We start from the raw sequence: 22,210 nt of genomic DNA on the forward strand, positions 1-22,210 counted from the left end.
ATCCTAAGTCTCGTGGGCTCGGAGATGTGTATAAGAGACAGATGCGATCCGGCCTCCCCCGCAAGCGGGAGAGGCCGACCGAGCCAGCGGATAAGTCGCATTCATACGCGATTGCCCCCACCCTTGCGGGGAAGGCGAGAGGCGCTTACGCGATTTCGGAATAATGGAATTATGCCGGTGAGTTGCCCGACGTGTCAAGTCGCGTGGTCGAACGCCGGCCACCGCCACCTACTTTGCATGGGGTTGTTTTCGATACTTTGGCAGCGCGCCTCCCCCGCAAGCGGGACAGGCGAAGAAGATCACAACAACAGATCGATCAGATGCGGCAGCAGCGGGATGTCCGCGGGCGGCATCGGGTAGTCGCGTAGCTTGCTTGCGCGGACCCAGGCGAGGTTCTGGCCCTCGCGCGCCACCGCGATGCCCTCCCAGCGCCGGCAGATGTAGAGCGGCATCAGCAGATGGAAGGTCTCGTAGGCATGGCTGGCGAAGGTCAGCGGCGCGAGGCACGGCTCGCTCACGGTGATGCCGATCTCCTCGTGCAACTCGCGGATCAGGGTCTGCTCCGGCCGCTCGCCGGGCTCGATCTTGCCGCCGGGGAATTCCCACAGGCCGGCCAGCGCCTTGCCTTCGGGGCGCTGCGCCAGCAGCACGCGCTTGTCGGCATCGACAAGCGCGCAGGCGACGACGAGGGTCAGCTTGATGTCAGCCATGCAGTGGGGGATTCCTTCCGATCTTCAAGCTTTCATTAACCAGCAACGCGCCGCCAGCCAATCGATTTATGCCCGCTCGGCTTTCCGCGATTTGCGATAAGCCGGCCTTAATTCGCATCCGGCAAGGTGAGGGTTCTCATTTATCCGCCCATCATATTCTTTGCCGACATAACCCATGAGCACCTCGCGGCGACGCCGGCCGATGTGACCAAGATGGTCAACAACACGTCCGACCAGTGCGCCTTCGCCTGTCACGACTACAACGACGCCAACAACTATTACAATCTCGCCAAGACGCTCGGCGTCACGACGCGGATCGACGTGCTCCGCAGCGCGACCCAGCAGTTGATGGACACGGCCGCGAACACCGCGACCTATGCCAGCCAGTACCGGATGGCGATCTACGATTTCGGCGCCTCGTCGAAGACGATCGGCCTGCGCGCGCTGTTCTCGCTGTCGACCAGCCTGTCGAGCGCCAAGTCCGCGGCCGGCAACATCGACCTGATGGGCGTCTACGGCAACAACGATTCCTACACGGCCGACAAGGACAGCCAGTTCTCGACGGTGCTTCCGGCCATCAGCAACGCGATCAGCGCGCCGGGCCCGGGCACGGCGGCAGCGCCGATGAAATATCTGTTCTTCGTTTCCGACGGCGTGGCCGACGAGCCGAATTCAAGCTGCCTGAAGCCGATCAGCGGCGGCAATCGCTGCCAGTCGCCGATCAACCCGGCGCTGTGCACGGCCATCAAGAACCGCGGCATCAAGATCGCGGTGCTCTACACGACTTACCTGCAGCTGCCGACCAACAACTGGTACATGACCTGGATCGATCCGTTCAATCAGGGCCCGTTCGGCCCGTCGCCGAACAGCCAGATCGCGCAGAACATGCAGGCCTGCGCGTCGCCGGGCTTCTATTTCGAGGTCAGCCCGACGCAAGGCATCGCCGACGCGATGAATGCGCTGTTCAAGAAGGCCGTCGCCGACGCGCGGATCAGCAGTTAGCTCTCTCACCGTCACCCTGAGGAGGCCGCAAAGCGGCCGTCTCGAAGGGGCGACGGCCAGGGTTTCTCTATGCGGCGCTCTCGTGGCCGTGCATCCTTCGAGACGCGCTACGCGCTCCTCAGGATGACGGGACTCACGCCGTCATTGCGAGCGAAGCGAAGCAATCCATCTGTCCGTACGCTCGGAACGATGGATTGCTTCGTCGCTTCGCTCGTCGCAATGACGGAGAACCCTACGACCGGTAATCGCCGTTGATCGCGACGTATTCCTTGGTGAGGTCGCAGGTCAGCACGCGGTCTTTGGCCTTGCCGAGGCCGAGCGCGACCTTGATCTGGATCTTCGGCGCCTTCATCGCCTCCGACACCTCCTTCTCGTCGTAGGACGGGTCGCGCGCGCCGCTCTTGGCGACGCGGATGCCGTTGAAGGAGATCGAGAGCTTGTCGCGGTTGGCGGGCTCGCCGGCCTTGCCGACCGCCATCACCACGCGGCCCCAATTGGCGTCCTCGCCGGCGATCGCGGTCTTCACCAGCGGCGAATTGGCGATCGACATCGCGATCTTGCGCGCCGACGGTTTGGTGGTGGCGCCCTCGACCACGACCTCGACCAGCTTGCGGGCGCCTTCGCCGTCGCGCGCCACCTGCTCGGACAGATCAGCGAGGATCTGCTGGAACGCCTTGGAGAAGGCCTTCAGCCGCGGGTCGCTGGCGCGCGAGATCTTCGGCGCGCCTTGGGCGGCGGCGGCGCCGGTCGCGAAGGCCAGCAACGTATCCGAGGTCGAGGTGTCGCCGTCGATGGTCAGCGCATTGAAGGTGTCCTCGACGCCGGCCTTGAGCAGCGATTGCAGCACCGATGCCGACAGCGGCGCGTCGGTGAAGATGAACGACAGCATGGTCGCCATGTCGGGCATGATCATGCCGGCGCCCTTGGCCATGCCGTTGATCGTCACCTTGGCCTTGCCGAGCTTCACGGTCGCGGTCGCCACCTTCGGAAAGGTGTCGGTGGTCATGATCGCCTTCGCCGCGTCCATCCAGAGATCGGGGGTGGCGGTCTCGGCGAGCTGCGCCAGCACGCCGTCGAACTTGGTGGCGTCGAGCGGCTCGCCGATCACGCCGGTGGAGGCGAGGAACACGTCCGATGTCGCGCAGCCGACCGCCTTCGCCGCGATCTGCGCGGTCAGCGCGGTGGACGCCTTACCGGTCTTGCCGGTGAAGGCGTTGGCATTGCCGGAATTGACCACCAGCGCGCGCGCCGATCCTTTTTTAGAAGATCCTGCGCCCTTCAGCTTGGCGCGGCACCATTCGACCGGCGCCGACGGGCACTTCGACTTGGTGAAGACGCCGGCCACCGTGGTGCCCTTGTCGAGCAGCGCGAGCAGCACGTCGGTGCGCCCCTTGTAGCGGATGCCGGCGGCAGCGGTCGCAAGCCGCACACCCGCGATCACGGGCATCTCGGGAACGTCGGGCGGGGCGAGGGGGGAGACGGCGGTGGACATCGGGAAGCTTCCGGCTACGGGGAGGGAAGCGCTCCATAACATCTCGCCGCAAGAAGCGGGAGAGGGCTGCGATGCGAACGCGCGACAGCGTCGTCCCGGCGAAGGCCGGGACCCATAATCACCGTCATCAATTGTTCAAGAAACTGCTGCCACAGCAAGACAAGCTCCGCTGCGGCGTATGGGTCCCGGCCTGCGCCGGGACGACGGGATCTTCAAAGAAGCCGTAGCCCGGATGGAACGAAGCGCAATCCGGGACGAGTCCCTCCGCGGCAACAGACCCCGGATTTCGCTGCGCTTCATCCGGGCTGCGAGGAGGCTGCAAAAACGCAAATGGCCGGGACATGCCCGGCCATCGCAACTGCAACTACGTTCGCGAAGCTTACTTCTTCGGCGGCGCCATCTTGTTGTCGGCGGGCTTCGGCGCGTCCTTGGCGGCATCCGCCGGCGCGGCGGCATCGGCCGGCTTGTCCATGCGCTCGACCTTGGCGGCCTCGCGCAGCTTGGCGACATAGTCGGCCTGCGCCTTGCGGGTCACATAGGTTTCGATCTGGGCCTTCACCTGCTCGAAGTCGGGTGCCTTGCGGTTGCGCTTTTCCTCGACCTTGATGATGTGCCAGCCGAACTGCGACTTGACCGGATCGGAGATCTTGCCCGGCTCGAGCGAGAAGGCGACCGCGGAGAATTCCGGCACCATCTGCTCCTTGGTGAAGAAGCCGAGGTCGCCGCCGTCGGAGGCGCCTGGGTCCTTGGACTTCTTCTTGGCGAGCTCGCCGAAGTCGGCGCCCTTGTCGAGCTCGGCCTTGATCGCCTTGGCCTCGTCCTCGGTCTCGACCAGGATGTGGCGGGCGCGCACCTCCTGCTCGCCGGTGATCTGCTTGGCGGCCTCCTCATAGACCTTCTTCATGGCGTCGTCGGTGGTCGCGGCCTTGCCCTCGTTGGCAAGCAGGCTGTCCATCAACAGGCGGTTGCGGGTGAAGGCGAGCCGCTTCTTGAAGTCGTCATTGTTCTCGATCTTCTTGTCCTCGGCGGCCTTGGACACGATCTTCATGTCGATCAGGAAGGACAGCACGTTGTCCTTGCGGGTCGAGGGGTCCATCTGCTGCAGGCTCGGGCCGAGTTCCTCCTCGGCGAGCGCCACGTCGCTGGCGTGGATCTCCGAACCGTTGACCTTCGCCAGCACCGGGTCGGATTCCGCGGCCCGGACCGGGAGGCCGGCAGCCAGCACTGCGACAAGACAGCCCGTCGCGGCCAGGGTGGCGAGGCCGATGCGCAGGCCGGTTTTGGTTTCCGGAGGCGAGGTGGTCATGCAAAATCCTTGTCTCAAAGGGGGGAAGCTCGAGCGGGGCGGACACTCGCCCAATCGTGTTACATTGGCAACGCGAAAGTCTTGTCAAAATGATGAATTCCTTGACATCTTGCCAGCGTTGACAACCCCCCGACCGGGCCATATCTCTGGCCAACCGCGTCAGCGGTGAGAGCGCTTATTTTGCTGCGTTTTTCGCCGTTGAACCCAGGATGGCCTGTTTCCCACTCAATTGGCGGAGGAGCTCCGGGCCGGGGCTCGAACCGTAGCGCGTCACGGTGAGTTGATAGGCGATCCGGCGGACCATCTCAGGCTGTAATCCAGACTGAATTCCAAGACTATTCCAAGACCGAACTTCAAGACTGAACGAAGACCGAACCCGAGACCGAAGAACAGGAATTTCGCATGATCGGCGCGCTCGCCCGCAAGTTTTTCGGCTCCGCCAACGACCGTCGGGTCAAGGGGTATCAGTCCCGCGTCAACGCCATCAACGCGCTGGAGCCCGAGCTCGTCAAACTGACGGACGATCAGCTCAAGGCCCGCACCGCCGAATTCAAGCAGCAGCTCGCCAGCGGCAAGACGCTCGACGATATCCTGGTTCCGGCCTTCGCCACGGTGCGCGAGGCCGCCAAGCGGACGCTCGGCCAGCGCCATTTCGACGTTCAGCTGATCGGCGGCATGGTGCTGCACGAGGGCGACATCGCCGAGATGAAGACCGGCGAAGGCAAGACGCTGGTTGCGACGCTCGCGGTCTACCTCAACGCGCTCGCCGGCAAGGGCGTCCACGTCGTCACCGTCAACGACTACCTCGCCCGCCGCGACTCCGGCTGGATGGGCCAGATCTACGCCTTCCTGGGGCTGACCACCGGCGTGATCGTGCACGGCCTCGACGACGCCGAGCGCAAGGCCGCCTATGCCTGCGACATCACCTACGGCACCAACAACGAATACGGCTTCGACTATCTGCGCGACAACATGAAGTACCGCCTGGAGGACATGGTCCAGCGCGAGCACTACTACGCGATCGTCGACGAAGTGGACTCCATCCTGATCGACGAAGCGCGCACGCCGCTGATCATCTCCGGCCCGCTCGACGACCGGTCGGATTTCTACAACACCATCGACACCTTCATGCCGAATCTCGCCAAGAAGGACGACTACGAGGTCGACGAGAAGCAGCGCACGGTGACGCTGACCGAAGCCGGCATGGAGAAGCTGGAGAACCTGCTGCGCGACGCCGGCCAGCTCAAGGGCGACTCGCTGTACGACGTCGAGAACGTCTCCGTCGTGCATCACGTCAATCAGGCGCTGCGCGCGCACACGCTGTTCACGCGCGACAAGGACTACATCGTCCGCGACGACGAGGTCATCATCATCGACGAGTTCACCGGACGCATGATGCAGGGCCGCCGCTATTCGGAAGGCCTGCACCAGGCGCTGGAAGCCAAGGAGCACGTCACGGTCCAGCCCGAGAACCAGACGCTGGCCTCGATCACCTTCCAGAACTATTTCCGGATGTACCAGAAGCTGTCCGGCATGACCGGCACGGCGCTGACCGAAGCCGACGAACTGTTCGACATCTACAAGCTCGAGGTCGTGGAGATTCCGACCAACCTGCCGGTGGCGCGCCTCGACGAGGACGACGAGGTCTACCGCACCCAGAACGAGAAATACGCCGCCATCCTTGCCGAGATCGAGCGCGCCAACAAGCGGCTGCAGCCGGTGCTGGTCGGCACGGCGTCGATCGAGAAGTCGGAAGTGCTGGCCGAGTACCTGAAGAAGCACGGCTACAAGCAGATCGACTTCACGTCCGAATCCGGCATGGAGAAGCTCTATGCCGCGGCGCGCGCCGGCAAGCCGGCAAAGCTGTTCGCGGTGCTGAACGCGCGCTTCCACGAGCAGGAAGCCTATATCGTCGCGGAAGCCGGCGTGCCGGGCGCGATCACGATCGCGACCAACATGGCCGGCCGCGGCACCGACATCAAGCTCGGCGGCTCGCTCGATATGCGGATCCAGCAGGAGACCGCAGGGATCACGGATGAAGCCGAGAAGGCCAAGAAGATCGAGCAGATCAAGGCCGACATCGAGCGCTTCCGCGAGATCGTGCTGAAGGCGGAAGAGGATTTCGAGGTCGAGCCCGCCAAGGGCAGCAAGTCCGCGAAAACCGTGAAGAAGCCGGGCGGCCTCTACATCATCGGCTCCGAGCGCCACGAATCCCGCCGCATCGACAATCAGCTGCGCGGCCGCTCCGGCCGTCAGGGCGACCCCGGCCGCTCGAAGTTCTTCCTGTCGCTGGAAGACGATCTGATGCGCATCTTCGGCTCCGACCGGCTCGACAGCATGCTGCAACGGCTCGGCCTGCAGGAAGGCGAGGCGATCATCCATCCCTGGATCAACAAGGCGCTCGAGAAGGCGCAGCAGAAGGTCGAAGCGCGCAACTTCGACATCCGCAAGAACCTCTTGAAGTTCGACAACGTCCAGAACGACCAGCGCAAGGTGATCTTCGACCAGCGCGTCGACCTGATGAAGGACGACAGCGTCGTCGAGACCGTGACCGACATGCGCCATGCCTTCGTCGAGGACGTGGTCGCCAAATACATTCCCGAGCACGCCTATGCCGAGCAGTGGGACACCGCGGGCCTCAAGGACGAGCTGAAGCGCGTGCTCGATGTCGATCTGCCGGTCGACGAATGGGCGAAGGAAGAGGGCATCGCCGACGAGGAACTGCTGACCCGCATCGAGACCCATGTCGACGAGCGCATGGCGGCCAAGGTCGCGCAATGGGGGCCCGACGTGATGCGTTACGTCGAGAAGACCATCCTGCTGCAGACGCTCGACCATCTCTGGCGCGAGCACCTGATCATGCTCGACCATCTGCGCCAGGTGATCGGCCTGCGCGGCTATGGCCAGCGCGACCCGTTGCAGGAGTACAAGACCGAAGCCTTCAACCTGTTCCAGGAGATGAGCGCGCATCTGCGCGAGGCCGTCACCGCGCAACTGATGCGGGTCGAGATCGTGCCGCCGGAGGAGCCGCCGCAGCCGCTGCCGCTGATGGAAGCGCACAAGCTCGATCCCAACACCGGCGAGGACGAGTTCGCGCAGGCCCGCCTGACCGAGGCGACCTACGCCCAGGCCTCGCTGGCGCCGGGGATGATTGCCACCGACCGCAATCCGAATGACCCCGCAAGCTGGGGCAAGGTCGGCCGCAACGAGGACTGCCCCTGCGGGTCAGGCAAGAAGTACAAGCACTGCCACGGAAGGTACGCGTAAGCGCGCCACTCCAGCGAGCCGAGCGTCGAAGAGCAAGCGCGTGCAGCCCGCCGTGCCCGCTGTTCGCACGATGGCCGCCTAGCTACTTCGGCGTGTCGTAGAGCGGCTTGCCCTTGTCGACGATATGGACGGTCAACAGCTTGATCGCCTTGTCGCCGACGACCTTGTAGGCGCCGTGCGGTGCACCGCGCATGGTGATGCCAACTGCGCCGGTCGGAATTGCCACCTGCTTTCCGTCCGGCAACTCGATGGTGCCGCCTTCGAGGAAGTAGTACGACTCCTCACCATTATGGAAGTGCAGCATCGACGTGTCGCCGGGCTTCAGTTCGCTGATGCTCGTGATGACCTCCATGTTGGTGCCGCTCAAATCTGCTCGCTTCAGCTCTTTTCGAAACGGCGAGTCCTGTGCACTCGCGGGCGTGACCAGCATTGCAGCCAAAGCAAGTCCGACAATCGTCTTCATGGAAATCGTGCCTCCCTGAAAATGGTATTGAGAAATACCTGCTAGCTTCTTGGAAATTGCGCATGCCGGCAAGTGGTTGGCTTGGCAAGATACATCCCGCACCGCAAACGCGGGCCTGCTCCCATCGGAGAAAAATCCGGTGCGGCCGGTCGCCCCAGACGACGCGGCGGGCGACTGGCCCGCCCGTCGAGCCGCATCGCTCTCAGCCGGCGAAGGCCTTGTCGAGATCGGCGATCACGATCTTCTGCATCTTCAGCATCGCCTGCATCGCGCGATCGGCTGCCTTGCGATCGGGGGCGCTGAGATAGCGGCCCAGCGCTGATGGGATCACCTGCCAGGACAGGCCGAATTTGTCCTTGAGCCAGCCGCAGCGCGATTCCTGGCCGCCGTCGGTGAGCTTCTCCCAGAAGTAGTCCACCTGCTCCTGGGTCTCGACGCTCAGGAAGAACGACACCGCCTCGTTGAACTTGTGCTGCGGCCCGCCATTGAGCGCGTGGAACCGCTGCCCCTCGAGCTCGAAGGTCGCCATGAAATCGCTGACGGTCTCGATCTTCGCGTTCGGAAACACCGATTTGTAGAAGGCGACCGCATCGCGGACGTTGTTGTCGAGCCAGAGGAACGGCGTGATCGAAGTCATGACGGGGAGTCCTCGCTAATTGTCGATCGGGGAAGCCTGCGCGACGGCGCGCGAAGGCTGCGCCGCAGGGCGCGCCCCAAGGACGCACCAAACCGCCGCATCCCGACATTCCTTGCCGGTCTTTTTTCGATGGTTTCGATAGGAACGCGCCGGGCCGGCGCGGCCTTAATTGGCGCTGCCGATCAGGCTTTCCAGCAGGCGCTTGAGCTCGGTGGTCGACTTGTCACCATAGCTCTCGACGATGTGCTCCTCCTGGCTCACCGCCAGCGAGTTGAGCCGCCGGCACAGCGCCTTGCCGCGGTCGGAGACGAACATCAGCACCTTGCGGCGATCCTTGGGATCCTGGACGCGGTAGACCAGGGCGTCCGACACCATGCGGTCGATCATCTTGGTCAGCGTCGGATGGTTGAGCAGCACAGCATCCGCAAGCTCGCCCATCGAGTGGCCGTTGCCGTCGGACAGCACTTTCAGGATGCGCCACTGCTCGACCGGCACGCCTTCCTTGGCGAGCCGCGTCTCCAACTGCCGGTTGATCTCCCGGTTGGCTTGCGCCAGCAGGTAGGCGAGATGTTCGGTGATCGGGGAATTTTCTTTCGGCGGTTTAGCCACGGCGTGAGACCTGGTTCCTGACCCGGTGAATGAATGTCCGGCAACTCATGCCGTTTCTATATGCACTTCAATTGTTGAATATTCAACATTTTCACCTAGGATATTCCCCCAACCAAGGGGCGGATGCCGCGACCGCCCGCTGGCTGCGTTGCGTACTGCTTCCCAGACAGGAGTTGGCGTGCTCTCGACGGTCTCTTTCCAGGCGTATGGCGGCATGCCCGTCGCGCCGCCGCTGCTGTTTCGAAACCCGTCGTCCTGCGCGGCCGATCTCGCTTTGACCCTCAAGCCCGGCTCGTCGCGCCGTCGCGGCACCGACAGCAAGCTTCGAATCGGCAATTTCATCACCTTCTCCGGCGCGCCCGGGATCTGGGGGCCGATCTCCGCCAACAGCGTCATGCTCGCGGTCGCCGAGATCAACCGCCGCGGCGGCATCCGCGGCCGCGAGGTCGAATTGTCGATGTACGACGCCGGCGGGCCCATCGAGGAGGTGGTGCGCCGCGCCGAACGGGCGATCGCCTTCGACGAGATCGACGTCATCATGGGCTCGCATATCTCGGCAGTGCGCCTCGCGCTGCGCAAGGTCACAGCCGGCCGCATCCCCTATGTCTACACGCCGGTCTATGAGGGCGGCGAGCGGACGCCGGGGGTGATGGCGATCGGCGAGACGCCGCGCGCGGAAAGCCGGCCGGCGATCCACTGGCTCACCGAGGTCAAGAAGGCGCAGCGCTGGTATTTGATCGGCAGCGACTATGTCTGGCCCTGGCAGTCGCATCGCGCGGTGAAGCGCTACATCAAGGAGGCCGGTGGCCATGTCGTCGGCGAGGAATTCGTCCCGCTCGGCGAGGACAATCACGAGCCGCATCTGGCGCGGATTCGCGCCGCCAAGCCCGACGTCGTGCTGATCACCCTGATCGGCACCGACAGCATCACCTTCAACCGCGCCTTCGCCGAGGCCGGGCTTGCGGCGACCACGCTGCGTTACGCCGGCGCAATGGACGAGACCGTGATGCTCGGCATCGGCCCGGACTCGACCGAGAACCTGTTCTGCGCCTCCGGCTATTTCGGCTGCGTCGATTCGCGCGCCAATGACGACTTCCGGACCAGCTACCGCGCGATGTTCGGCGCGCATGCGCCGCCGATCGGCTCGGTCGGGCAGTCCAATTATGAGGGGATGCGTTTTCTCGAGGCGGCGGCCAATCAGGCGCGCTCGCTGTCGATCGGACCGTTGTCCGCCGCAGCGCACAACCTCGTCTACAGCGGCGCCCGCGGCACCGTCACCATCCGCGACGGCCGCGCCGAGATGCCGATCTATCTTGCCGAGGCCGACGGTCTCGACTTCAATGTGATCAGGACGATCTAGATGGACCGGGCGATGCCGCGCTCGCCGCGCGGGTTGCCGGTGCCAGACAGGAGCAGGTGTGCATTCGACGCCCTACGTCATGGCCCGAACCTCGAGCAACAGGTATGGCGGCCTTCCATACCCGCCCTCCCTGCTGTTCCGGAATCTGACGTCGGCGCGGTCCGATCGGGTATTTTCCCCAATGGATCGGGACGGTTTCGGTCCGCGCGGTGCGCGCAGCCGGCTGCGGATCGCCGGCTTCGTCTGCTGCACCGGCTCGCCCGGGATGTGGGGACCGGCCGCGACCTCGAGCGCGCAGCTTGCGGTCGCCGACATCAACCGGCGCGGCGGCATCCTCGGCCGCGAGATCGAGTTCTCGGTCTATGACGCCGGCGGACCGATCGAGGAGGTGCTCGACCGCGCCGAGCAGGCGATCGCGTCCGACGACGTCGATCTCATCATGGGCATGCACACCAGCGCGGTGCGCGTCGCGCTGCGCGGCCTGATTACCCGCAGCAAGATCCCCTACATCTACACGCCGGTCTATGAGGGCGGCGAGCGGACGCCCGGCGTCATCGCGATCGGCGAGACGCCGCGCTGGCAGAACCGGCCGTCGATCCACTGGCTGGCCGAAGCAAAGCGCGCCTCGCGCTGGTACCTGATCGGCAGCGACTATGTCTGGCCATGGCAGTCGCACCGCGCGGTGAAGCGCTACATCAAGGAGACCGGGGGCCAGGTGGTCGGCGAGGAGTTCGTGCCGGTCGGCGAGGACAATCACGAGGCGCAGCTGGAGCGCATCCGTGCCGCGAAGCCCGATGTCGTGCTGATCTCGCTGATCGGCACCGACAGCGTGACCTTCAACCGCGCCTTCGCCGATGCCGGCCTTGCCGCCACCACGCTGCGCTTTGCCGGCTGTTTCGACGAGACCGCGCTGCTCGGCATCGGCGCCGACAAGACCGAGAACCTGTACTGCGCTTCCGGCTATTTCCCCTCCGTCGGCTCGCAGGCCGGCGACGATTTCAGGGAGCGCTATCGCGCGATGTTCGGGGCGTTCGCGCCGCCGGTCGGCTCGTGCAGCGAGTCCGCCTATGAAGGGTTCTGCCTGCTCGAGGCCGCCGCCAACCGCGCCGGCACGCTGGACATGCGGCCGCTGCTGGCGGCGGCGGACAACCTCGTCTATCGCGGGCCGCGCGGTCCGGTCACGGTGCGCAGCGGCCATGCCAGGATGCCGATGTATCTTGCCGAAGCCGACGGCCTCGACTTCAGGGTGATTAAGCCGATCTGAGCGGTACGACGGCGTCGCCGGAAGGTTTTGCGAAATAATACTTGAAAAGGAAAATATTTCCGTTTTCAATACAGCAACGGGGTGAGCGGTTCGCGCGGGCAACGCGACGCTGCGCCCTGCATCGAGGGATCAAATCCAAAGATCAAAAGCTATCAGGAGAGCGCCGTGACCGTCGTCCTTCCCACGCCAACGCAACTTCGTGCCGTCGCCGAGCAGTGCGGCCTGTCACTGACCGATGAGGATGTGGCCTCGTTCCGCGGCCTGATGCAGGGCTCGATCGACGCCTACAACGTCATCGCCGCGATGCCGGACGAGCTGCCCAAGGTGAAATATCCGCGCACGCCGGGCTATCGCCCGTCGGCGGAGGAAAACCCGCGCAACGCCTGGTACTACAAGTCGACTGTGAAGGGCGCGGCCTCCGGCAAGCTCAAGGGCAAGACGGTGGCGCTGAAGGACAACATCATGCTGGCCGGCGTGCCGATGACGAACGGCTCGTCGACGCTGGAAGGATATATCCCCGATTTCGACGCCACCATCGTCACGCGCATGCTCGATGCCGGCGCCGAGATCGCCGGCAAGACCCATTGCGAGCATTTCTGCCTGTCCGGCGGCAGCCACACCAACTCCTACGGAGCGGTGCACAATCCGCACAAGATGGGCTACTCGGCCGGCGGCTCGTCGTCGGGCTCCGGCGTCGTGGTCGCGCTCGGCGAGGTCGACATGGCGATCGGCGGCGACCAGGGCGGCTCGATCCGCATGCCGTCCTCGTTCTGCGGCACCTACGGCATGAAGCCGACCTGGGGCCTCGTGCCCTATACGGGCATCATGCCGATCGAGATCTTCGTCGACCACACCGGCCCGATGACCGCGACGGTGGAGGACAACGCGCTGCTGCTCGAGGTGATCGCCGGCGACGACGGCTACGATCCGCGCATCAAGGCGCCCAAGGTCGAGGATTACACCAAGGCGCTGGGCAAAGGCGTCAAGGGCATGAAGATCGGCATCCTCAAGGAAGGCTTCGAGCAGCCGACCGCGGAGGCCGCGGTCAATGAAAGCGTGCACGAGGCGGCCAAGCGCTTCAAGGATCTCGGCGCGTCGGTCGACACCGTGTCGATCCCGATGCACATGGTCGGCCCGGCGATCTGGACCCCGATCGGCACCGAAGGCCTGACCCAGACCATGATGTTCGGCGACGGCTACGGCCTCAGCCGCCCCGACCTGTATTCGACCTCGCTGATGGATTTCCATCGCGGCTGGCGCCGCCAGGCGGACTCGCTGTCGGAGACCACCAAGCTGTTCATGATGCTCGGCACCTACATCAACAACAGCTTCGGTCCGCGCTTCTACGGCAAGGCGCTCAACATCTCCCGCCGCCTCGCCGCGGCCTATGACAAAGCGTTCAAGGATTACGACCTGCTGCTGCTGCCGACCACGCCGATGAAGGCGCCGGCGCTGCCGGCGGCCAATGCCAGCCGCGAGGACTATGTCGCCCGCGCGCTCGAGATGATCACCAACACCGCGCCGTTCGACATCACCCATCACCCGGCGATGTCGCTGCCCTGCGGCATGGTCGACGGCCTGCCGGTCGGCTTGATGCTGGTCGGCCGGATGTTCGAGGAATCCACCATCTACCGCGCCGCGCACGCCTTCGAGCAGGCCGGCGACTGGAAGAAGATGTGAGGCGCCGCTTGTTGCAGACGCAGGCTGGATGGATCGAACGCCATGGCTAGCACTTTTGCCGCGGCGTTCGAGATCGTGAGCTTCGGCGCGATCATCGTGCTGGTGGTGCTCGGGCTCGGCATCATCGCCAGCATGATGGGCATCTTCAACTTCGCGCAGGGCGAGTTCGTCCTGCTCGGGGCCTATGTCACCTATCTGGCCTACGCCCATGGCGCACCGGTCTGGCTCGGCATGGTCGCGGCGCCCTTCGTGGTCGGCGCGATCGGCTTCGTGCTGGAGGCGCTGATCATCAGGCGCTTCTACGCCGCGCCGATCGTGGCGATGCTCGGCACCTATGCGCTCGGCCTGATCATCCGCGAGAGCGTGCGCGGGCTGATCGGCGGCTTCTATCTCACGGTGCCGGAGCCGATCGGCGGCTCGATCGACCTCGGCTCGGTCCACATCTCGGCCTGGCGATTCACCATCATCGTGATCACGCTGCTGGTGATGGGCGCCTGCTATCTCTTGCTGGCGCGCACCTCGTTCGGGCTTCGGGTCCGCGCCACGCTGGAGAATCCGGCGCTGGCGCGCGCCTCGGGCATCTCGACGCCCCTGATCTACGGGGCGACCTTCGCGTTCGGCGCGGCGCTGGCCGGGCTTGCCGGCGCGCTGATCGTGCCGGTGTTCAGTCTGTTTGCCGACCTTGGCATCCGCTTCCTGATCCAGGGCTTCGTCGCCGTGATGGTCGGCGGGGTCGGCTCCTTCATCGGCCCGGTCGCCGGCGCCGGTGTGATCGGCACGCTCAGCGCGGCGCTGCCATGGGTGATGTCTCCGGTCGTCGCCGACGTCCTCGTCTTCGTGCTCGCCATTGCCTTCATCAAATTCCGCCCGCAGGGCCTCATATCGGGAAAAGGGGTTTAGTCAGATGTTCGATCGCACCAATCTCACGCGCCGCCGCTTCATGAGCAATTTCGCGTTCGCGACCGGCGCGCTCGCGACCGGGGTCGGCAGCTGGGTGGTCAGGCCCGATTGGGCCAACGCCGCCGAGGGACCGATCAAGGTCGGCATCGCGACCGACCTGACCGGCCCGATCGCCTATGCCGGCAACGCCGACGCCAACGTCGCCAAGATGGTGATCAAGGAGATCAACGCCGCCGGCGGCCTGCTCGGCCGGCCGCTCGAGCTCTATATCGAGGACACCGCCTCGAACGAATCGGTCGCGGTCGGCAATGTCCGCAAGCTGATCCAGCGCGACAAGGTCGACATGGTGCTGGGCGGCATCACCTCGTCGATGCGCAATGCGATCAAGGATCCGATCGTGGCGCGCGGCAAGACGCTCTACATCTATCCGCAGCTTTACGAGGGCAAGGAGTGCACGCCCTATCTGTTCTGCACCGGCCCGACCCCGGCGCAGCAATGCGACACCTTCATTCCCTGGCTGATCAAGAACGGCGGCAAGAAATTCGCGCTGCCGAGCGCCAACTATGTCTGGCCGCACACGCTCAACGTCTACGCCCGCAAGGTGATCGAGTCGAACGGCGGCGAGGTGGTGTTCGAGGAGTATTACCCGCTCGACCAGGTCGACTTCTCGGCCACCGTCAACCGCGTCATCTCCAACAAGGTCGACGTCGTCTTCAACACCGTGATCCCGCCCGGCGTCGGCCCGTTCTTCAAGCAGCTCTATGAAGCCGGCTTTCTCAAGAACGGCGGGCGGCTCGCCTGCGTCTACTATGACGAGAACACCCTCAACATCAATCAGGCCAACGAGATCGAGGGCCTTGCGAGCTGCCTCGACTACTTCAAGGTGCTGACCAAGGAGGATCCGTTCGACGCCAAGCTCCAGGCGGCCTATGAGAAGGACTTCCCCGGCAACTTCCTGTTCGCGGCCGGCAGCGCCGCCACCGGAACCTATCGCGGCCTCAAGCTGTGGGAGGCCGCGGTCAAGGAGGCCGGCAAGGTCGACCGCGACTCCGTGGCGGCCGCCCTCGACCACGCCAAGATCGCCGAAGGGCCAGGCGGACCCGCGGAGATGGTGCCGGGCAAGCGTCACTGCAAGATGAGGATGTACACCGCTGTTGCCAAGGGCGGGAACTATGAGATCGTGGCGCGCAGCGACGGTCTCGTTGATCCCAAGGAATGCTGAGCGATCAATGGTTGGAGCAAGAGAAGCTGTCGCACGCGTCGGTGAGGAACCAGATGTCGTGACGGGCGAGGGTGTACCGGCCGCAGGCGCGCCGGCGGGACGAGTATCGGCAGGATGGAAGGTCCTGCCGATCGTGGAAGGGCTGGTGCTGTTGATCGCGCTGGTCCTGCCATGGGTGCTGCAGGATTATCTCACGGTGTTCGCCACCCGCGTGGTGATCCTCGCGCTGTTCGCGCTGTCGTTCGACCTGGTGTGGGGCTATGCCGGCATCATGAGCTTCGGCCAGGCGCTGTTCTTCGGTGCCGCCGGCTACGGCGTAGCGCTGTTGGCACGCGATCTCAACGTCACGTCGATCCTCCTGATCCTGCCCGCCGGCACCTTGATCGGGCTCACCGCGTCGCTCTTGCTCGGCGGCTTCCTGCTGCTCGGGCGTTATCCCTCGAGCGTGATCTTCGTCTCGCTCGGCACCCTGACCGGCTCGTATGCCGCGGACCGGCTGGCGCGGGGCTGGTACTATCTCGGCGGCCAGAACGGCATCCCGTCGATCCCGCCGCTCACCCTCGGCAGCTACGAGTTCGAGGAGGGCCCGATCTACTACTACATGGTGCTCGGGATCCTCGTGGTCGTCTATCTGCTCTGCCGCTTCCTGGTGCGCTCGCAATTCGGGCTCGCGCTCGCGGGGCTGCGCGAGAACGAGCAACGCATCGCCTTCTTCGGCTACAAGGCGCAGCACCTGAAGGCGATCATCTTCGCGGTCGGCGGCACCATCGCCGGTCTCGCCGGCAGCCTCTATGCCTTCCACGAGGGCTTCGTCTGGCCCAACATGCTGGGCGTCGTGTTCTCGACCCAGGTCGTGCTCTACGTCTTGTTCGGCGGCTCCGGCACGCTGATCGGCGCCGTGATCGGCACCGTGATCATCGAGGGCGTCAGCTTCTGGCTGTCGGACAATTACCGCGACGTCTGGCCGATCATCCTCGGCGTGCTGTTGCTGCTTGTCATCATGTTCCGCCCGCTCGGGCTGATCTCCTTCGTGCTCGGCGAGCGCGAGCGGGTCGGCAGTTTCGGCAAGGCGCCAAAGGAGACCGGCAATGTCGCTCCTTGAGGCGCAAGGGATCAGCAAGGTGTTCGGCAAGCTCACCGCGCTCGACGGTGCGGCGCTGACCGTCGGCGAGAACGAGTTCCACGGCCTGATCGGCCCGAATGGCTCGGGCAAGAGCACGCTGATGAAATGCGTCGCCGGCGCCGAGGTGCCGACCACGGGCAAGGTCTCCTTCGTCAACACCGACATCACCGCGTTCACGCCGACCGAGCGCGCCCGCGCCGGCATGAGCCTGAAGTTCCAGATCACCTCGGTGCTGCCGACGCTGACGCTGTACGACAACATCCTGCTGGCGCTGCAGGCGCACTGCTCGCTGTTCGATCTGGTGCTCTCGCGCACCCGCAAGAGCCTGCACGATCAGGTGATGACGATGCTGACCCAGTTCCGGCTCGCCGATCGCGCGCATGACGCCGCCGCGGCCTTGTCGCACGGCCAGCAGCAATGGCTCGAGATCGCGATGGCGCTCGCCGGCAAGCCGCGGCTGTTGCTGCTGGACGAGCCGACCGGCGGCATGAGTCTGGAGGAGCGCCGCGTCACCGGCGAGCTGTTGCAGCCGATCAAGCAGCATTGCTCGCTCGTCATCGTCGAACACGACCTCGATTTCATCCGCGACATCTGCGACCGCCTCACCGTGCTCGACCAGGGCAAGGTGCTGGCGTCGGGGACGGTCGCGGAGATCCAGGCCAACAAAAGCGTCCAGGAGATCTATCTTCGCCGTGCCTGAGCAAACCTTCCTCGATATCCGGCATCTCGATGCCGGTTATGGCCGCAGCCAGGTCCTGTTCGATGTCAACATCGGCATTCCCTGGCGCGGCGGCGTCGCCGTGCTCGGCCGCAACGGCGCCGGCAAGACCACGCTGATGAAGACCATCGTCGGCGAGCTCGCAAGCTCGCAGGGCGAGCTGTTCTTCGACGGCCGCGACATCACGCGGCGCCGCACCGAGGAGCGGGTGCGCTCCGGCATCGGCTATGTGCCGCAGGAGCACTCGGTGTTCGCCCGCCTGTCGGTGCGCGACAACCTCGCGGTCGGCTCGCTGTTCAATCCGGATGCCAGCGCGGTCGATCGCGTGCTGGCTATCTTCCCGAAACTCGGCCAGCGGCTCGACCAGCCGGCCGGCACGCTGTCCGGCGGCGAGCGCAAGATGCTGGCGATCGGCCGCGCCATGCTCGGCAATCCAAAGCTGCTGCTGCTGGACGAGCCGACCGAAGGCGTCTGGATCGGCGTGATCGAGGAGATCACCGAGCGGCTGATCGAGCTCGCGAAGAGCATCTCGGTCGTGATCGTCGAGCAGCATCTCGACCTCGCGCTGCGCGTCGCCGACTATGCCTATGTGCTGGACCGCGGCCGCATCGCGCTGCAGGGCGGCGCGAGCGAGGTGCGGAGCGATCCGGAACTGCTGCGCTATCTGGCGCCGTAGCATGATCCGGAAATGCCACAAACTCGCCGTCGTCCCTGCGAAAGCAGGGACCCATAACCACAGGGGCGGGTTCGGGGCACGCAGTTCAGACAAACAAATCGCTGCGACACCAAGCGAGATTGAAGAAAACGCCCGCCGCTCCCAACAACTCAAGCCGGTGGCTATGGGTCCCTGCTTTCGCAGGGACGACACCGGTATATCCGCGAAAGTCGGGCTAACCTCACTGACCTCAAGCCGCTAGCAAGGGCCCGCCGAAGTGTGAAGCGGTTTTCCCTCGCGACAAACGTGGAACGCGTTTGCGCGGAGATCATGCTCAAACAAGGAGCTAAAGCGCGATGACGATTCAACCCAATCTCATCGCGCTTTAGCCGGCGACGTCCCGGAAGTTCAGTGCGGCAGGCGGTCGGCCTTGCGGCCGATCACGCCGCCTCCCGGCGTTCGCGTCCGACGTGCCAATCGCAGCTCGCGACGCACATACCAGGTCGCGACCGAGCAGATCAGCCAGGCAAGCGATGCAGCGATGAAGGCGGCCGGGACGCTGCGATCCACCGTCAGCGAGAAGACGATGGCAAATGCCAGCATGCCGACCGCGCCGAGCGCTGCGCCCGCGGCATCGAGCGCCGCGGCCTGCTGCCCGCGCCACGTTCCATCGAGGCCGGCGTTCCGCTTGCGGCGGATTTCATGCTTCTCGATCAGGGTCGCGCTGGCGCAGAAGATGGCGGGGAGTGCCAGAAAGGCGCCGCCGACATAGGCGCCGCAGGTGCTGCTGATCAGTCCAGTCAGGACGGTGACGCCGCCGCCGAGCACGAAGCGGATCAGATATTCGGTCCAGCGGCTTTCCCTGAGCGAGGACAACGAGACGCGGACCGGTGTCATGCCTGTCCTCCGCCAACGCCCAGCAAGCCGAACACGATCGCGAGCCAGACGACAAGCGCCAGCAAGGTGGCGGGGGCCGCGCGGAGTCTTACGCGAATCAGCAGTTGGCAGACCACGAAGCTATAGACGGCCAGCGCAACGGCGCCGGCCATCATCGCGCGGCTCTGCAGGCCGGCGTAGTCGGCGCCGTGCTGGTACACGGCGATGCCGAGGGTGGCGAGCGCAACCGACGGCGCGGCGCCGAACAGGCCGGCAAAGCTCTTCGGACGCAGAATGTCGCCCAGCATCGCGAAGGCCGACACCACGGCCCCGCCCACGAGAAAGCGGATGACATATTCGGTCATCGCGCCCTGCTCCGCGGCGGATCGTCACCGGGATAGCCGGTCCATAATCGCAGCAGCCGCTCGAGAACCGCGCCGAGCCCAAATCCCGCGATCACGTCGCTCGTCCAGTGTGCGAGGACCGCAATGCGCGTCAGCGAAAGGCCGACCGCGACCACCTGGATCGCGCGGCGCGCGCCGGCGGGCAATGTCGCAGCCGCCGACGCCAGCGCGCCCATATGCAGCGCGTGGCCGGATGGAAAGGCGTCGTCGCGCTTGCCCGAGATCGAGATGCCATTGACGTGGCCGACCACCGTCAGGCGATCCGGGCGGGTCTGATTGAACAGCAATTTCAGGCCATGCGGCAGCAGCGATGCTGCGACCGTCACCAGCAGCGCGTGATTCCCGGCGCGCTCGAGCGAGGCGCCGCGCCCGCGTGAGGCGAGCCAGCCGGCGGCGGCGAGCGCAAGCAGGACCTTTTCGTCAGCGCCCCAGGTCAGTCCGCGGGCGATCTCTTCCGGCGCAGGTGCGGTGTTGCGGGCGATCGCACGCGCGATCATGGCGTCCGCCGCGGTCGGGCGAATGGTGATCGGGAAGGGGGCGCCTCGCTGGCGGCGTGCTCGAACTCTGGCTGTCGTAAGCATGGTCAGGTTCCCATCCAACGCGCCAGCCGCGGCATGGGTCCTATCACGGGACGTGCAAGGCGTCGCCCGAAGGAACCAAATGCAGATCGATGGTCTTGAACTCTTGCCCGTCTCGACTTGATCCCAAAGCTTCATCCCGAGGCTTCGCGCGCCAACCGGGATGCACGGCGGGCGACGGATTGTAGTCAGGGAGAGGTGCCGATGACGGAGCCGGACGTTCGCAAGGGGATGCCGCCGGTCAAGCTTTCGCGCGATGAATTCGAGCGGCGCTACCGGAAGCGATTTGCCGATCCGGTCTTTCAATCCATGCAGAAGGAGCTCGCGACGATCGTCGCCGGTGCCTGGGACGCCTATCGTCATTCGCGCAAGGCGCCGGCCACCCGCAAGGCCGGCCCCGGTTTTGCCGATCCCGACTATGATCTCGCGGTCGATTGGCTGTCCGCGCGCGATGCCATCGATGAAGCGCAGCGCAGGCACGACGATCCAAACGAAACGCCGCATATCCTGCTGATCAACGGCTCCTCGCGCAGCGAGCATACTTGTCCCGGCGAGATGTCGAAAAGCTGGCGCATGGTCGAGATCGCCGAGTCTGCCTTTCGCGAGATGGGCCTCGCGGTCGATGTGCTCGATCTGTCGCGGCTGACGTCCGAGTTCGGCAGGGAAATTCATCCCTGCAAGTCCTGCGTGTCCACCTCGATGGCGCTCTGCCACTGGCCGTGCAGCTGCTATCCAAACTACTCGCTCGGGCAAACCGACGACTGGATGAACGAGATCTATCCGCTGTGGGTGCGAGCGCACGGCATCATGATCATCTCGCCGGTCAACTGGTACCAGACGCCGACCGGACTCAAGGCGATGATCGATCGCCTGGTCTGTGCCGATGGCGGCAATCCCGATCCGACCTCAACCCACGGCAAGACCGCGAGCGAAGCCAAGGCGCTCGAACTCAAGGGCTGGCCATACCCCAAGCATTTGCGCGGCCGGCATTTCGGCATCGTGGTCCACGGCGACAGCATCGGCGCGGAAACATGCCGCCGCTTTCTTGCGGACTGGCTCACCGACATGGAGTTGATCTCGGCCGGCGGCAGGGCCGAGATCGATGGCTATGTCGGCTACATGAAGCCCTACGCGACGTCGCATCGCGATCTCGACGAAGACAGGGCCTTTCAGGAGCAGGTGCGCAATGTCGCGCTGGCGCTCGGCGCCGCCGTCGACCTCGCGCGCACCGGACATCTGGAAGATCCCGGCAAGGGGCTTGAGGACCCGCAGCCGAAGTAGGGTTGGAATCCGGGTTCCCAAAGGAACGAAGCGCCCCGGCTGCCCGTTAGGCCGCGGGAGGAAGTCACAATGCGCTATATTTCGATTGCAGCTCTTGTTGCTGCTGCCGTGATGAGCAGCGGTGCCGCGTTGGCGCAGCATTCCGGTACGCCATCGGAACAGAGCGCGTGCACGCGCGATGCACAGCGCTTCTGCCGGAAGGACCTCGGCAATGACGGTGCCGTGCAGAACTGTCTTCAGATGAAGCGGGCCAGCCTGAGCCGAAGCTGCAAGAAGGTTTTCGAAAGCCACGGAATGTAACCGTCGCCTGTCAGCGCGCATGCGGCGCGAGGGAGCGTGGCGTTTGAACCTGCGAGCTGGCGGTACGGCGCCTTGAGTGCGATCGGCGCCCGGCTTTCCCTGCGCCCTCTGCCAACGGAGAGGGCGGGAAGAGCAAGGCTCGGGCAAATCATGTCGCGAGAATGCGGATGCGTGACACACAGACCGCGCCACGCACTCAATGTCGTCCTGGCGAAAGCCAGGACCCATTACCCCAAATGCCAATTGTTGCGCGACGCTGGGGCCCCGGTCCCGTTCACGATCAAGTTCGGTGGTTGATGGTGTGGACGGCCCCCTACGGCATCAGTGTGCCAGAATGAGGTTGTCTAGATCTCATACATGGGA

Annotated in this window: 20 protein-coding genes and 1 pseudogene; 12 read left to right on the plus strand and 9 right to left on the minus strand. The window is 64.9% G+C overall.

Annotated elements, in window-relative coordinates:
- Positions 1-299 precede the first annotated feature (299 nt).
- Positions 300-710 (minus strand): (deoxy)nucleoside triphosphate pyrophosphohydrolase, encoded by a 411-nt coding sequence (locus tag PMN64_RS33700; protein WP_028343243.1) that lies wholly within the window; start codon positions 708-710, stop codon positions 300-302.
- 183 nt (positions 711-893) lie between these two features.
- On the opposite strand from PMN64_RS33700, the pseudogene PMN64_RS33705 reads away from it, so the two are divergent.
- Positions 894-1,712: pseudogene (locus tag PMN64_RS33705) on the plus strand (pilus assembly protein); the annotation flags it as partial.
- 232 nt (positions 1,713-1,944) lie between these two features.
- On the opposite strand, the gene argJ reads toward PMN64_RS33705, so the two are convergent.
- Entirely contained in the window at positions 1,945-3,204 is a 1,260-nt protein-coding gene (gene argJ, locus PMN64_RS33710; RefSeq protein WP_411783805.1) for a bifunctional glutamate N-acetyltransferase/amino-acid acetyltransferase ArgJ, read from the minus strand.
- 379 nt (positions 3,205-3,583) lie between these two features.
- On the minus strand, positions 3,584-4,510 hold the full coding sequence (locus tag PMN64_RS33715; protein WP_411783806.1) for a peptidylprolyl isomerase: 927 nt from the start codon (positions 4,508-4,510) through the stop codon (positions 3,584-3,586).
- A gap of 402 nt (positions 4,511-4,912) precedes the next feature.
- Here PMN64_RS33715 and secA point away from each other — a divergent pair, with 402 nt between their 5' ends.
- The gene (gene secA / locus PMN64_RS33720; RefSeq protein ID WP_411783807.1) at positions 4,913-7,777 is read left to right on the plus strand and encodes a preprotein translocase subunit SecA; all 2,865 of its coding nucleotides are present in this window, start codon (positions 4,913-4,915) and stop codon (positions 7,775-7,777) included.
- Between the two features lie 82 nt (positions 7,778-7,859).
- Here the strand turns inward: secA and PMN64_RS33725 are convergent, their stop codons facing one another.
- The 3 genes from PMN64_RS33725 to PMN64_RS33735 form a co-directional block, all read right to left on the minus strand.
- Positions 7,860-8,240, minus strand: a complete 381-nt coding sequence (locus PMN64_RS33725; RefSeq protein WP_212056438.1) for a cupin domain-containing protein — start codon at positions 8,238-8,240, stop codon at positions 7,860-7,862.
- A gap of 202 nt (positions 8,241-8,442) precedes the next feature.
- Positions 8,443-8,877 (minus strand): VOC family protein, encoded by a 435-nt coding sequence (locus tag PMN64_RS33730; protein ID WP_069279762.1) that lies wholly within the window; start codon positions 8,875-8,877, stop codon positions 8,443-8,445.
- A 165-nt stretch (positions 8,878-9,042) separates the two neighbouring features.
- Positions 9,043-9,486 (minus strand): MarR family winged helix-turn-helix transcriptional regulator, encoded by a 444-nt coding sequence (locus PMN64_RS33735; RefSeq protein WP_016847408.1) that lies wholly within the window; start codon positions 9,484-9,486, stop codon positions 9,043-9,045.
- Positions 9,487-9,664: 178 nt separating this feature from the next.
- Here PMN64_RS33735 and PMN64_RS33740 point away from each other — a divergent pair, with 178 nt between their 5' ends.
- The 8 genes from PMN64_RS33740 to PMN64_RS33775 all read left to right on the plus strand — a co-directional run bounded on the left by PMN64_RS33740 (position 9,665) and on the right by PMN64_RS33775 (position 18,429).
- On the plus strand, positions 9,665-10,846 hold the full coding sequence (locus tag PMN64_RS33740; protein ID WP_411783808.1) for a substrate-binding domain-containing protein: 1,182 nt from the start codon (positions 9,665-9,667) through the stop codon (positions 10,844-10,846).
- Between the two features lie 79 nt (positions 10,847-10,925).
- Complete coding sequence (locus PMN64_RS33745; protein WP_411783817.1) at positions 10,926-12,110, plus strand: substrate-binding domain-containing protein; 1,185 nt, start codon at positions 10,926-10,928, stop codon at positions 12,108-12,110.
- A gap of 165 nt (positions 12,111-12,275) precedes the next feature.
- A complete protein-coding gene (locus PMN64_RS33750; protein WP_304497724.1) occupies positions 12,276-13,790 on the plus strand; it encodes an amidase in 1,515 nt (504 codons plus the stop codon).
- Positions 13,791-13,832: 42 nt separating this feature from the next.
- Entirely contained in the window at positions 13,833-14,690 is an 858-nt protein-coding gene (locus tag PMN64_RS33755; RefSeq protein WP_411783809.1) for a branched-chain amino acid ABC transporter permease, read from the plus strand.
- Positions 14,691-14,694: 4 nt separating this feature from the next.
- Complete coding sequence (locus PMN64_RS33760; RefSeq protein ID WP_411783810.1) at positions 14,695-15,912, plus strand: substrate-binding protein; 1,218 nt, start codon at positions 14,695-14,697, stop codon at positions 15,910-15,912.
- Between the two features lie 7 nt (positions 15,913-15,919).
- The gene (locus PMN64_RS33765; RefSeq protein WP_411783811.1) at positions 15,920-17,014 is read left to right on the plus strand and encodes a branched-chain amino acid ABC transporter permease; all 1,095 of its coding nucleotides are present in this window, start codon (positions 15,920-15,922) and stop codon (positions 17,012-17,014) included.
- The gene (locus PMN64_RS33770) at positions 17,001-17,735 is read left to right on the plus strand and encodes an ABC transporter ATP-binding protein (RefSeq protein WP_411783812.1); all 735 of its coding nucleotides are present in this window, start codon (positions 17,001-17,003) and stop codon (positions 17,733-17,735) included. Before PMN64_RS33765 ends, PMN64_RS33770 begins: the two co-directional genes overlap by 14 nt.
- Entirely contained in the window at positions 17,728-18,429 is a 702-nt protein-coding gene (locus PMN64_RS33775) for an ABC transporter ATP-binding protein (RefSeq protein WP_411783813.1), read from the plus strand. Before PMN64_RS33770 ends, PMN64_RS33775 begins: the two co-directional genes overlap by 8 nt.
- Positions 18,430-18,816: 387 nt before the next feature.
- On the opposite strand, the gene PMN64_RS33780 is transcribed toward PMN64_RS33775, so the two are convergent.
- Genes PMN64_RS33780 through PMN64_RS33790 form a run of 3 tightly spaced genes read right to left on the minus strand, consistent with a single transcriptional unit; the run spans position 18,817 to position 20,269 of the window.
- Positions 18,817-19,305 (minus strand): DUF3147 family protein, encoded by a 489-nt coding sequence (locus tag PMN64_RS33780; protein WP_411783814.1) that lies wholly within the window; start codon positions 19,303-19,305, stop codon positions 18,817-18,819.
- Complete coding sequence (locus PMN64_RS33785) at positions 19,302-19,649, minus strand: DUF3147 family protein (RefSeq protein WP_028343258.1); 348 nt, start codon at positions 19,647-19,649, stop codon at positions 19,302-19,304. The genes PMN64_RS33780 and PMN64_RS33785 overlap by 4 nt, the downstream gene beginning before the upstream one ends.
- Positions 19,646-20,269: a phosphatase PAP2 family protein gene (locus PMN64_RS33790; protein WP_411783815.1), complete on the minus strand. Its 624-nt coding sequence runs from the start codon at positions 20,267-20,269 to the stop codon at positions 19,646-19,648. The genes PMN64_RS33785 and PMN64_RS33790 overlap by 4 nt, the downstream gene beginning before the upstream one ends.
- A gap of 201 nt (positions 20,270-20,470) precedes the next feature.
- Between PMN64_RS33790 and PMN64_RS33795 the strand changes: the two genes are divergently transcribed.
- Entirely contained in the window at positions 20,471-21,547 is a 1,077-nt protein-coding gene (locus PMN64_RS33795; RefSeq protein ID WP_411783816.1) for a flavodoxin family protein, read from the plus strand.
- A gap of 69 nt (positions 21,548-21,616) precedes the next feature.
- On the plus strand, positions 21,617-21,847 hold the full coding sequence (locus PMN64_RS33800; RefSeq protein ID WP_028337297.1) for a hypothetical protein: 231 nt from the start codon (positions 21,617-21,619) through the stop codon (positions 21,845-21,847).
- Positions 21,848-22,210 lie beyond the last annotated feature (363 nt).

This window comes from Bradyrhizobium sp. UFLA01-814 (genome assembly GCF_046718885.1).
Taxonomy (GTDB): domain Bacteria; phylum Pseudomonadota; class Alphaproteobacteria; order Rhizobiales; family Xanthobacteraceae; genus Bradyrhizobium; species Bradyrhizobium elkanii.